At 63.0% G+C, this 12262-nt stretch carries 12 protein-coding genes; 3 read left to right on the top strand and 9 right to left on the bottom strand.

Features of this window, described 5'->3' with window-relative positions; translation table 11 throughout:
* Nucleotides 1-147: 147 nt before the first annotated feature.
* Nucleotides 148-795, top strand: coding sequence for an HAD-IB family phosphatase (locus tag LQ220_RS02125; protein ID WP_230187231.1), 648 nt, complete (start codon nucleotides 148-150; stop codon nucleotides 793-795).
* Here LQ220_RS02125 and LQ220_RS02130 read toward each other — a convergent pair.
* The 4 genes from LQ220_RS02130 to lgt all read right to left on the bottom strand — a co-directional run bounded on the left by LQ220_RS02130 (nucleotide 792) and on the right by lgt (nucleotide 5001).
* On the bottom strand, nucleotides 792-2126 hold the full coding sequence (locus tag LQ220_RS02130; protein WP_230186626.1) for a cystathionine gamma-synthase family protein: 1335 nt from the start codon (nucleotides 2124-2126) through the stop codon (nucleotides 792-794). The genes LQ220_RS02125 and LQ220_RS02130 overlap by 4 nt on opposite strands.
* 100 nt (nucleotides 2127-2226) lie before the next feature.
* Nucleotides 2227-2997, bottom strand: a complete 771-nt coding sequence (gene pgeF, locus LQ220_RS02135; RefSeq protein WP_230186627.1) for a peptidoglycan editing factor PgeF — start codon at nucleotides 2995-2997, stop codon at nucleotides 2227-2229.
* Nucleotides 2994-4055, bottom strand: coding sequence for an SAM-dependent methyltransferase (locus LQ220_RS02140; RefSeq protein ID WP_230187232.1), 1062 nt, complete (start codon nucleotides 4053-4055; stop codon nucleotides 2994-2996). The genes pgeF and LQ220_RS02140 overlap by 4 nt, the downstream gene beginning before the upstream one ends.
* Nucleotide 4056: 1 nt before the next feature.
* Nucleotides 4057-5001, bottom strand: coding sequence for a prolipoprotein diacylglyceryl transferase (gene lgt / locus LQ220_RS02145; protein WP_230186628.1), 945 nt, complete (start codon nucleotides 4999-5001; stop codon nucleotides 4057-4059).
* Between lgt and LQ220_RS02150 the strand changes: the two genes are divergently transcribed.
* Nucleotides 4991-6715: a class I adenylate-forming enzyme family protein gene (locus tag LQ220_RS02150; protein ID WP_230186629.1), complete on the top strand. Its 1725-nt coding sequence runs from the start codon at nucleotides 4991-4993 to the stop codon at nucleotides 6713-6715. The two genes, lgt and LQ220_RS02150, sit on opposite strands and share 11 nt — an antisense overlap.
* Nucleotides 6716-6735: 20 nt before the next feature.
* On the opposite strand, the gene ssb is transcribed toward LQ220_RS02150, so the two are convergent.
* The 5 genes from ssb to LQ220_RS02175 all read right to left on the bottom strand — a co-directional run bounded on the left by ssb (nucleotide 6736) and on the right by LQ220_RS02175 (nucleotide 11075).
* Nucleotides 6736-7284 carry a single-stranded DNA-binding protein gene (gene ssb, locus LQ220_RS02155; RefSeq protein ID WP_281821296.1) on the bottom strand — a complete coding sequence of 183 codons (549 nt, stop codon included), beginning with the start codon at nucleotides 7282-7284 and terminating at the stop codon, nucleotides 6736-6738.
* 27 nt (nucleotides 7285-7311) lie between these two features.
* Nucleotides 7312-9171: a ferrous iron transporter B gene (locus tag LQ220_RS02160; protein ID WP_230186630.1), complete on the bottom strand. Its 1860-nt coding sequence runs from the start codon at nucleotides 9169-9171 to the stop codon at nucleotides 7312-7314.
* Nucleotides 9168-9425: a FeoA family protein gene (locus LQ220_RS02165; protein ID WP_230186631.1), complete on the bottom strand. Its 258-nt coding sequence runs from the start codon at nucleotides 9423-9425 to the stop codon at nucleotides 9168-9170. The genes LQ220_RS02160 and LQ220_RS02165 overlap by 4 nt, the downstream gene beginning before the upstream one ends.
* An 81-nt stretch (nucleotides 9426-9506) precedes the next feature.
* On the bottom strand, nucleotides 9507-10169 hold the full coding sequence (locus LQ220_RS02170; RefSeq protein WP_230186632.1) for a COQ9 family protein: 663 nt from the start codon (nucleotides 10167-10169) through the stop codon (nucleotides 9507-9509).
* 9 nt (nucleotides 10170-10178) lie between these two features.
* Nucleotides 10179-11075: a DMT family transporter gene (locus LQ220_RS02175; protein ID WP_230186633.1), complete on the bottom strand. Its 897-nt coding sequence runs from the start codon at nucleotides 11073-11075 to the stop codon at nucleotides 10179-10181.
* 69 nt (nucleotides 11076-11144) lie between these two features.
* Here LQ220_RS02175 and LQ220_RS02180 point away from each other — a divergent pair, with 69 nt between their 5' ends.
* Nucleotides 11145-12239: an alkene reductase gene (locus LQ220_RS02180; protein ID WP_230186634.1), complete on the top strand. Its 1095-nt coding sequence runs from the start codon at nucleotides 11145-11147 to the stop codon at nucleotides 12237-12239.
* Nucleotides 12240-12262: the final 23 nt, after the last annotated feature.

Raw genomic sequence — 12262 nt, forward strand, 5'->3', positions numbered from 1 at the left:
TTATCGGTTGCACGGCAAGCCGAAATGGCCCATCTTTGAGACAGAACGAAGGCAAGCCATGAAAGTTTCGGAAGCGACATGGCAACACAGCAAACATGCAGCGTTTCATCTTCGATGCACTCAATTTCCAAAATCGCCATTTACGACATGGACCGCACGGTTACGGTTTCGGGCACCTATAGCGGGTTCCTGATGCATATTGTGTGGGCGATTTCGCCGTGGCGGCTGATCTTTTTGCCGCTCATCCCCCTTGTGATGCTGGCCTATGTTCTGCGCCTGATCGACCGTTCGCGGTTGAAGGAATGGAACCAGACGCTGATGATCGGCCACAAGGTCCGGCGGGAAAAACTGACGCCGCATATCGAAAGCTATGCCGACAAGGTGATGGCGCACAACATGCGCAGGGGTGCGCTGGCGCAAGTCGCGCAGGACAGGGCGGATGGCTATCACCTCGTCCTCGCTACGGCATCGTACCGGCTCTATGTGGAGGCTATCGCCAAGCGGCTCGGCTTCGACACGGTTATCGCGACCGACCATTTGAGCCAGGATCTCGACTATGTCCGGGCGCGGATTTCAGGTGAGAATTGCTATGACGAAGGCAAGCTGCGGATGATCGAAGCGTGGATGGCCGCACAGGGCATCGCGCGCAGCCAGACGCACATCCGCGCTTATTCCGATCATGTGTCCGATGCGCCGATGCTGGCCTTTGCCGACGAACCCCATGCGGCCAACCCCCATAAGGCGCTGGCCGTGCTGGCAGCGCAAAAGGGTTGGCCGCGAGTCGACTGGGTTTAACCGATTGCTTCCAATGCCTGATTGAAGTCGGCGATCAAATCGTCGGCGTCTTCGCAGCCGATGGAAATGCGGACCATGTTGTCACCGATATCCAGCGCCTTCTTGCGCTCGGCAGGGACCGACAGATGCGTCATCGCTGCAGGATGGCTGGCGAGCGTTTCGGTGCCGCCCAGACTGACGGCCAGCTTGGCGATCTTGAGGGCGTCGAGAAACGCAAAGCTCTCCGCTTCGCCGCCTTTGAGATACAGCGAGAAGGTCGATCCCGCGCCGGTGCAGTGCCGGTCGTAAATATCCTGCTGCCGCGCGTCGGACGGGAAGCCGAGATAGACGATCTTTTCCACCTGCGGCTGATCGCGCAGCCAGGCGCACACCTTCGCCGCATTCTCGCCCGCGCGGCTCATACGCAGTTCGAGCGTTTCGAGGCTGCGCAATAGCATCCATGCGCTGTGCGGGTCGAGGATGGTGCCGATGGTGTTGCGCATCATGCGGATCGCGTCGATCAGCTTCTGATTGCCCAGCGCGCCGCCCGCGACCAGATCGCTATGCCCGCCTGCATATTTGGTGAGGCTGTAGACGACCAGATCCGCGCCATGCGCCAGCGGCTTGTGCCACAGCGGGCCCAGGAACGTGTTGTCGATGACGATGGGCGGCTGATGATCGTCGCCCGCGAACAGGGCGTTGCGGCGTGCAACGACCGCTTCGACATCGACCAGCACGTTGGTCGGGTTAGCGGGGCTTTCCAGATAGATCATCGCGACCCGGCCCTTCGCCTTGGCCGCTTCGATAACTGCGCCGATTTCTTCCTCGGTCGCTGCTGCCGGGAAATCGAGCCAATGGACGCCGAATTTGCCGAGAATACGCCCGATCAGTCCTTCGGTCGCGGCGTATAGCGGCGCGCTATGGACGATCACGTCACCCGGCTGGACGAGGGCCAGCATCGTCGTCGCGATGGCCGACATGCCGCTGGAAAACAGCAGCGCATCGTCGGCATCTTCCCAGACAGCCAGACGATCTTCGGCGATTTCCTGATTGGGACCGTTGAAGCGGGAATAGACCAGCCCTTCCGACCCGCCGGGGCGGATGCCGGTCACGCCTTCGAAATGGCGCTTGCCCGCCGCCGCGCTTTCGAAAGCGAAGGTGGAGGTGAGGAAGATCGGCGGCTTGAGCGAACCTTCGGACAGCGCCGGGTCATAGCCATGGCCCATCATCAGCGTAGCAGGCTTCAGCTTGCGGCCGCCGATTTCCATGATGTCGGCCTTGGGGCGTCGGCGCTGGGTGACGCCGGTCATTTCAGCTTCGGTGGTGGGTGCTTTGGGGGTTTCGTCGGTCATGTCGATCCTCTCGGCGCGATTGTCGCGCTGTAATTTAATGACCCTATCTTGAAACCTTATTTCCTGTAGTCAATCCCCCGGGCGATGCGCCGTGGCGCGATCAGGCTGTGGCGGATAGGCCGATCAGCGAAATCTGCCGCCCATAGCCGCCTTCCCCCTGAAGGCAGGAGCGGCGGTAGCTGAAGAAGCGATCCGGCTGGCTGCATGTGTCCTCACCCAGTGCTTCGACTCGCCCGACGCCTGCCGACGCCAGCCGCGCGGCGACATAGGCTTCGATGTCGAACATGCGATGCCCCGGCTTGCCCATGCCGAAAAAGCGCTCATTGGCGGCATCGGCTTCCTCGAAGCGGATCGCGAAATCGTCGCCCACTTCATAGGAGCGGCGGGCGATGCACGGTCCGATGGCGCAGGCGATGCGGGAGCGATCCGAGCCCAGTGCCTCCATCGCTGCAATCGTGCGGTCGGTCACGCCATAAAGCGCGCCTTTCCAACCGGCATGGGCTGCGCCGACGACACCGGCCTCCCGGTCTGCGAACAGCACGGGGACGCAATCGGCGGTCAGTATTCCAAGCAGCAAGCCCGGTCGATCGGTGACGAGTGCGTCCGCTTCCGGGCGCTCCTCTTCGGCAATGGCGTGCGTCACGGTGACGACGTCGGGCGAATGGACTTGCCGCACCGTCACCAGCGCCGCGTCCGGTAGCACTGCGTCGCGGGCAATGTCACGATTGCGCAGGATCGCGGCGCGGTCGTCATCCGATCCCAGCCCGACATTCAGCCCCGCATACAGCCCGGTCGAAACGCCGCCGCGCCGTCCCAGAAACCCGTGCGGCACGCCATCCAGCGCGGCGGCAGTCAAACGGTCCACGGTCATTGCAAAAATCCTTCCGGCACGGCCCAGTCAGGATGGACGAACGCCATCACCTTGAACAAAGCGCCCATCTGCTCCGGCGCGACGAGACGCATGCGGGCGGCGGTGACATCGTCCGCGCGCTCCGGCGATTGCCGCGCCAGTTGTGCGGCGCGCGCATCGATGCCCAGCGCCTTCAGGAAATCGCCTTGCCCGACCGGACCGAATACCTGCAACCCTGCCTGCCGCGCCATATTGCCGATGATGTTAAAATCGACATGGGTTGTAAGGTCGCTTTCGCCGACGTCGGCAAAGGGATCGACCTTTTCATGGTCGCGCACCGCCTGCAGCGTGTCGCCCGCCGCCGGTCCGACATAGCCATAATCGACAATCAGCGCGATTCCGCCTTGCCGTGCGATGCGGTTGGCGAGCGCCAAGGCAACCGTCGCGGCGGCGGGCGATATCTCGACAATCGAACCCACAGGGCTGTCGGCCAGCGCAGGCAATATCGCGCCATCCATTGCCCGATAGCCTGCTATCGCGCTGAACTGCTCGCCATCCTCCGCAATAACGACGCGCTCCCGCCAGCCCTTGTCCGTCCGCACGATCTGGCGCGTCGGCAGCGCATCGAAAAATTCATTGGCGACGATCAGCAACGGCCCCGTGTCGGGCAACGTCTCGATATCGTCATGATGCACCACCGTCGGCAATACCGCGCGCTGGCGGTCGCGCAGCACCGGACTGGTCTCGACGAAATGCGGCTTGGGCGCGAGGGCGGCGGCTTCCATTGCGCGCAAGGCATCGACCGCCAGCGTCCCGCGTCCCGGCCCCAGTTCGACATAGAGCGGTGCTGCGCGCCGGCCCGACCGCTGCCACACATCGGCGAGGCACAGCCCGACCAGTTCGCCGAACATCTGGCTGATTTCCGGCGCGGTGATGAAGTCGCCTGCCGCGCCCAGCGGGTCGCGCGTGCCATAATAATGCGCGTTCGCTTCGGCCATATAGTGCGCGACCGAAATCGGTCCGCCTGCCTCGATCTGCGCCTTTAGCCTTTGGGCAAGCGGCAGGTCAGGGAAAGCGATCTCATGCGACACTGGCACTTCCGGCCGTCGCTTCGATCCGCTGGCGACGGCCCTTGGCAGTGAGGATCAGGTACAGGCCACCGACGATCATCGGCAAGGTCAACCACTGGCCCATATGCAGCCCGGTCTCCTGCGCAAATTCTCTAAGCTGCACATCGGCTTCGCGGAAATATTCGACGAAGAAACGCGCGAGGCCGTATCCCAGCAGGAACGTGCCGACCAGCTTGCCCGGCTGATAGCGGGCAGCGGTTTTCCAGAACATATAGGCGAGGACCGCGAACAGCACCGGCCCTTCCAGCACCGCTTCGTACAACTGGCTGGGATGGCGCGGATCGGATCCGCCGGTGGGGAAGATGATTGCCCAGGGCACATCGGTTGCCTTGCCCCACAATTCCCCGTTCACGAAATTCGCCAGCCGCCCGAAGAACAGGCCGAAGGGAACGCAGCACGCCACGAAATCATGGACGCGCAGCCAGCTCAGCCCCTCCTTGCGCGAGAGGTAGATGATCCCGCAGGTCACGCCCAGCACCCCGCCATGGAAGGACATGCCGCCATTCCATAATTTCAGGATATCGAGCGGATGCGCGAAGATCGCCGGCTGATAGAAGATGACATAGGCCAACCGCCCGCCGATGATGATGCCCAGCGTTGCGTAGAAAATCATGTCGTCGGCATGGCGGCGGGCCATCGGCGAACCGGGCTGTGCGATCAGCTTCAGCAGATACCAGTAACCGACCAGAATCCCGGCCAGATAGGCCAGGCTGTACCATTTGAGCGTGAAGAAACCCAGGTTGAGCGCCACGGGGTCCAGCCCCAGATTTTCAAATTGTACGTATGCCGTAGCGTTAGCGGCGATCAGGTGGATCAAGGCTTTTCCCCGGAAATTTTCGCCTGCATAAAGGAGAATAAGCACAAGACCAAGTGGAGAGAGCAGGATGGCGGACATTAGCGAAAGGCAGGATATTTCTGCCCGGCTCGACCGCGAAATGGACGATGCGATTGCCCGGATGACGGCCGCGCCCGACGGTCTGTTGCAACTCGGTACGATCGAGCAGCGCGGCGTGATGCTCCCTTATGTGGTGTCCGCGCCGCAGACCTTGCCTGCATTGTTCGCGACCTATTGCGCGCATTATGGGGACCGCGAATTTCTGGTCGATGGCGATGAACGGCTGACCTTTGTGCAGGCTTACGCAGCGGCGCGTCGGGCTGCCGGGGGGCTGGTTGCGGGCTATGGCGTGCAGAAGGGGGATCGCATTGGCCTTGCCGCGCGCAACGGTGCGGGCTGGGTCATCGCCTATATGGCGATCTGCATGGCGGGCGGTATCGCGACGTTGCTCAACGGCTGGTGGGGCGGCAACGAACTCGCCGAAGCGGTGGTCGAAACGGGGTGCAGCATCGTTATCGCCGACGGTCGCCGCCATGCAGCGCTGGCCGAATGCGGGGTCGCCCATGGCGCGCGAATGATCCGCATCCGGCAGACCGTGGCGACGTCCGAAGGCCTTGCCGAACTCACCGAATTCGGTGGCGATGAAACGACGCCTTTGCCCGATGTGACGCCGCAGGACGATGCCACGATCTTGTTCACTTCCGGTTCGACGGGGCGCAGCAAAGGCGCGCTGTCGGATCATTGCGCGGTGGTGCAAGGCACGCTCAATTTCGTGAGCGCGACGGTGAGCGTGCTCGACACCTTCACCCGGCGCGGTGCCCCGCCCACCCATCTGCCCGCGACATTGGTCTGCGTCCCGCTGTTCCACGTAACGGCGGAAATTTCGGTCCTGCTGCAGAGCTTCTTTATCGGGCGAAAGCTGGTGATGATGGCGAAATGGGACGCCGAAGACGCGATGCGACTGATCGCGCGGGAGCAGATCACCTATTTCATCGGTGTCCCGCTGATGAGCTATGAACTCGCCACCCATCCCAAACGCGGGAGCTACGATCTTTCTACGCTGAAAGACGTAGCCTCAGGCGGCGCCCCCCGTCCGCCCGAGCAGGTGCGACGGATCGCGGAAGAATTGACGGGCGCCTATCCCGTCATCGGATATGGCCTGACCGAAACCAATGCCGTGGGATGCGGCAATTTCCGCGACGCCTATCTCGCCAAGCCCGCCAGCACGGGGCGCGCGACCAAGCCGCTGACCGAAGTCGCCATCGTCGATCCGGCGGGCGGCCATCTGCCCATTGGCCAGACGGGTGAAATCGCCATCCGCAGCGTCGCGAATATAAAGGGATACTGGAACCGCCCGGAAGACACTGCGGCGTTGTTCACGCCGGACGGCTTCGTGCGGACCGGCGACGTGGGATATATGGACGACGATGGCTATGTCTTCATCGTCGACCGGATCAAGGACATCATCATTCGTGGGGGCGAGAATATCGCCAGTCCCGAAGTCGAATCGGCGCTGTACGCGCATCCCTCCGTGCAGGAGTGCGCGGTGTTCGGGCAGAGCGATGCGCGGCTGGGTGAAGTGCCAGTCGCCGTGGTCCATCTGCGCCAAGGCACGCATGCGACCGCGCAGGAGCTGGGCGACTTTCTGATAACCAGACTGGCCGCGTTCAAACGGCCCGCCCGTATATGGATCGTGCCCGACCCCCTGCCGCGGCTTGGCACCGAGAAGGTGGACAAGCGCGCGTTAAAGGAGGCTTACGCGATCACCAACTGACCGGTAAGCAGCCCGTTTGATCAGAACGGGACTTCGTCGTCCAGATCGTTGCCGAAGCTGGGTGCGCTGCTGCCGCCACGCGCGCCGCTGCTGCTGCTGCGACCGCCGCCACCGCCGAAGTCATCGTCATAGCCGCCGCTGCTTGCGCCGCCGCCCCAGCTATCGTTGCCGCTGGAGCGTCCGCCACCGCCGCCGCCCTGACCGCCGCCGCCACCGGGTGCGCCGTCCAGCATGGTCAGGACCGAGCCAAGACCCTGCAGCACGACTTCGGTGGAATAGCGGTCATTGCCCGACTGATCCTGCCACTTGCGGGTGCGAAGCTGTCCTTCGATATAGACCTTGCTGCCTTTGCGCAGGAAGCGTTCGGCGACGCCGACAAGACCTTCTGAAAAAATGGCGACCGTGTGCCATTCGGTCTTTTCCTTCTTCTCGCCGGTGTTGCGATCCTTCCAGCTTTCGGAGGTCGCGATGCGCAGATTGCACACCTTGCCGCCGTTCTGGAAGGATTTGACTTCCGGATCGGCGCCCAGATTGCCGACGAGAATGACCTTGTTAACCGAGCCTGCCATGATGCCTCCGAAAGCGTAAAGCGGGCCTTATAACCCCGCAGCCGTAGCAATCCAGAAGGTAATGCCCGCCGCGCAATATGCGAGGGCAAAAAGATAGCCGACCATGAACGCAGGCCAGCGCCAGCCATTGGTTTCGCGGCGCGTGACGGCAATCGTCGATATGCACTGCGGCGCGAAAACGAACCAGGCGAGGAAGGCCAGCGCAGTCGGCAGCGACCAGCGCCCCTTGAGCCGGTCGCCCAGCGAGCGTTCCAATGCCGCTTCATCGTCATTGGCTTCGAGCGAATAGACAGTGGCCAGCGCCGACACCGCCACTTCGCGCGCGGCCATTGCGGGGATCAGCGCCAGCGAAATGTCGCGATTGAACCCGATAGGCTCCATGACGACGTTGAGACCGCCCGCAATCCGTCCGGCGATGCTGTAATCGACTGGCGACACATTGCTGCCGACCGGCGGCTTGGGGAAGCTGAGCAGCAGCCACAGGATCACGGTGGACGCAAAGATGATCGTGCCGGCGCGCTTGAGGAAGATGACGGCGCGCTGCCACAGGCCGATGAGGATGTCCTGTATCCGGGGGAATTGATATTTCGGCATTTCCATCAGGAAACCGCTGCTTTTCCCCTTCGTCACTGTCACGCGCAGGATCAGCGCCACGATCAGCGCGCCGATGATCCCGGCGACGTAGAGTATGAATAGTACCAGCCCCTGCAGGCCGATGCCGGGTCCGACCGTCTGCGCCGGAATGAACGCGCCGATGATGACGGCATAGACCGGCAACCGCGCGGAGCATGTCATCAGCGGGGCGATCAGGATCGTCGTCAGCCGGTCCTTGGGGTCGCTGATCGTGCGCGTCGCCATGATGCCCGGCACGGCGCAGGCGAAGGAGGACAGCAGGGGAATGAATGCACGGCCCGACAAGCCGACACGCGCCATCAACCCGTCCATCATGAAAGCCGCGCGCGTCATATATCCCGTCGCTTCCAGCATCAGGATGAAGAAGAAGAGAATCAGGATCTGCGGCAGGAAGACGATCACCGATCCGACGCCGTTGATCACCCCATCGACAAGGAAGGAGCGGAGCAAGCCATCGGGCAACGCAGCGGAAGCTGCATCGGCGGCGGCGGCGGCCCAGCCTTCGATCATCGTAATCGGTGGCTGCGACCAGGCATAGACAGCCTGAAACATCACGAACAAAAGGGAAAGCAGAACGACGAGGCCCATCACCGGATGCAATGCAACCCGGTCGACCGCCGCCGTCAACCGCCGCGATGGCGTTTCGGTGACGATGGCCGCCCGCGCGATGCGTCGCGCTTCTGCGCGCCGTGCGTCGAATCCAATATCGGGCACGGAGGGCCGCAACTGGCGCGGTCCGCCATCCAGCATTCCCTCCAGTGCGCCGCGCAAATGATCGAGGCCGCGCTTGCGCACTGCCACGGTCGCGATCACCGGCACGCCCAGATCGGCAGAAAGCGTATTGGCATCCAGTTCAAGACCGTCGCGCGTCGCCAGATCGACCATGTTCAGCGCCACGATGGTCGGCAGGCCCAGCGCGATCAGTTCCAGCGCAAAACGCAAATGGTTGTCCAGATTGGACGCATCGACCACGATCACCAGCGCATCGGGCAGGCGTTCGCCTTCCTGCCGCCCCAGGATCACGTCGCGCGTCACCTGTTCGTCCGGGCTTGTGGGATCGAGGCTGTAGGTGCCGGGCAGATCGACCAGCTCCACCGGGCGGCCATCGTCGAGCGATATACGCCCCGATTTCCGCTCGACCGTCACGCCGGGATAATTGCCCAGCTTTTGCCGCGCGCCGGTCAGCGCGTTGAACAGGGCGCTCTTGCCGGCATTGGGATTGCCGACCAGCGCAACGAGCGGGATGGCGGTCATTGCGCGGGTGTTTCCGGCCCGCTGCGTACGTCTATCGCTTCGGCATGATTGCGCCGCATCGCAATCGTCATGCGCCCGACCTTGCACGCCAGCGGACCGCGACCCATCAGGCCACCGCGATGCAACGCTTCGATGCTGGCGCCTTCGCACACGCCGAATTCGCGTAGACGCTGACCTTCTGATGCGGACAGTACGCTCCAGTCGACACTGTCGATATAGCCGGGCTGGCGCAGGGGGAACAGGTGAAGTCGCAAGGATTGGACCTTAAAGGATCGGTTGGTTGCGACTGATTATCAATAACTGACCGCTTGCGCCAGTGGCTTTGTCAGATGGGCCTAAACAGCCGGGTAGCGCAAACGTCCGATGAATCGCGACAGGCTAAGCCGACGATCCTTGTCGGGGATCAGCCCGGCCTTTGCCTTTTCAAAGCGCATGATGCCGTCGATCCGTCGGGCGAGGAACGCGCGGGTCTCCATCTGGCCTTCGCTTTCGTCGTCGATGAACGCCAGCAGCGTGGCGGCATAGACGCCGCCCAGGATCGTGCGCTTGCTGTAATGATTGTAATCGGTCGCCACATCGCCTGCGAGCCGCCACATCGCATCCGCCGCGCGCCAGCCGAGCTTTACCGAACGCGGCAGATTCTGCGGCATCGCCAGAATATTGAGGGCACGGCGCAGCGATTCGCGATCCGGCGCGAGGATGTCCAGACGCGCTTCGACCAGCGCGGCGATGCGTTCGCGGATTCTCATGGCTGCCAGCGTCTCGGCGGGCAAACGTGCGGTCATTTCCGCGTCGACGGAGGCGAACCATGCGTCGATCATTGCGACCGGCCCATCGCCGAAAGCCAGTTGCGCTATGGCCGGATCGACCTGCGCCTGCGCCGCCGCGTTGGCGACCGCAGCGGCGCGCCAGCCGTCAAAGGCGGCGTTGCGCGCGACCAGCGGTGCGAGCGCACTGCGCAGTTCATCCAGAGTCGGGTCGTTGGGTATGTCGATCATTGCGCCAATCTAGGCGCGCAGGGGGAGCCGGACAAGGACCAAGGCAATGGCGATCGCTATGGCGCCGATGGCGTCGGTGACGGTCAGCGTCTCGTTGAAGACGATCCACCCGGCAAGCGCGCCGATCATCGGCTGCACCAGCAACGTCAGCCCGATGATCAGCGGCGGAAACCATGCCAGCGCATAGACGATCAGCCCCTGACCGATGACCTGGCTCAGCATCGCCAGCGCGATGATCGGGGTCCAGTCGGTCGGCAGGATCGTTTCCCCCAGCATCAGCGCGAAAATCAGGATCGGCACGGCCCCGGCTATCGTGGATGCCGCCAGCAGCGACCAGCTATCCAGCGCCTGCCGCGCACTTTGGATGGAAAGGATATAGCCGGTGTAGAGAATGCCCGCAGCAATGCAGAGCATGTCGCCCCTCAGATAACGCGGCGACAGTTCGTAGCTGTTGCCCATCAGCAGGGCGGTGCCTGCAATCGCCAGCACGATGGCAATGGCCTGCACCAGGGCAGGGCGCTGCCGCAGGACGATAATGCCCCAGATCGGCAGCAGCAGGCTGGTGACATTGCCGAACAGCGTGGCGTTGGCCACTTTCGTCTGCACAATTCCGGCATGCCAACTCGCCAGATCCGCAGCGAAGAACAGGCCGCCCAGCGCGATGATAAGCCAATATTGCCGCCCGACCCGCGTCAGCCCTTTGCCTTTCCATTGCGCCAGGACGATCAGTACGGGGATGGCCAGGAACAGCCGCCAGAACCCCGCAGCTACTGGCCCGGTATCTGCAAAACGCACAAGCAGCGGCCCGAAGGCCAGCGCGACATTGCCGGCCAGCAGTGCCAGAAATGCAAATCGCGGCGTTGCGGGCGCAATGGAATCGGTGGGGGTGGCTATTGAAACGGTCATCCGCAGTCCCTAGCTGGCAGACAACCGGAAGTCCCGTTGCAATTTGCAACCAAGTTGGAGTTTAGCTGTATGTCGTCACCTAGCCTGTTCGATCCTATCCGATTGGGAGCGATCCACGCGCCCAACCGCATCCTGATGGCGCCGCTGACTCGCGGTCGAGGTACGCAGCAGCATGTGCCTACGCCGATGATGATCGATTATTATGCTCAGCGCGCCAGTGCCGGCCTGATCATCACCGAAGCGACGGGGATCAGTCAGGAAGGTCTCGGCTGGCCCTTCGCGCCCGGCATCTGGACCGACGAGATGGTCGAAGCGTGGAAGCCCGTAACCGATGCCGTTCACGGCAAGGGCGGCCGGATCATGATCCAGTTGTGGCATATGGGGCGGATCGTCCATCCCGATTTCCTCAATGGCGCGCCGCCGGTCTCGGCCAGCGCGACGACGGCGCCCGACATGGCGCACACCTATGAAGGCAAGAAGCCTTATGCCGAAGCGCGCCCGCTCGAAGTGTCGGAAATCCCCCGCCTGCTCGAAGATTATGCCCATGCGACGCGCAACGCGATGCGTGTCGGTTTCGACGGTGTGCAAATTCATGCCGCCAACGGCTATCTGATCGACGAGTTTCTGCGCGACAGCAGCAATCTGCGTACCGACGAATATGGCGGCAGCCCGGAAAACCGCGTGCGCCTGTTGCGTGAAGTCACGCAGGTGGTGGTCGGTGAAGCAGGCGCGGATCGCACCGCAGTCCGCTTGTCGCCCAATGGCGAAACGCAGGGCGTGATCGATTCCAACCCGGCAAGTGTCTTTGGCGTCGCTGCGCAGGCCCTCGACGCCCTCGGCATCGCGTTCCTCGAACTGCGCGAACCGGGGCCGGACGGGACATTCGGCGCCACCGATCAGCCGCGCCAGTCACCGCTGATCCGTCAGCATTTCAAGGGACCGCTGGTGCTCAACAGCGATTATGACAAGGCGCGCGCGCAGGCGGATCTGGACAGCGGGTTGGCCGATGCCATCGCCTTCGGTCGCCCGTTCATCGCGAACCCGGATCTGCCGGAGCGTCTGTCTCTGGACGCTCCGCTGGCCGAGTCGCCGATGGCGACCTGGTACAGCCAGGGTCCGGAAGGCTATATCGACTATCCTGCGCTGGCGAAAACCGACGCATAAGTCAGTAACGGATCGGGAGGCCT

Origin of the sequence: Sphingobium sp. CECT 9361 (genome assembly GCF_918741285.1) — a bacterium.
Taxonomy (GTDB): Bacteria; Pseudomonadota; Alphaproteobacteria; order Sphingomonadales; family Sphingomonadaceae; genus Sphingobium.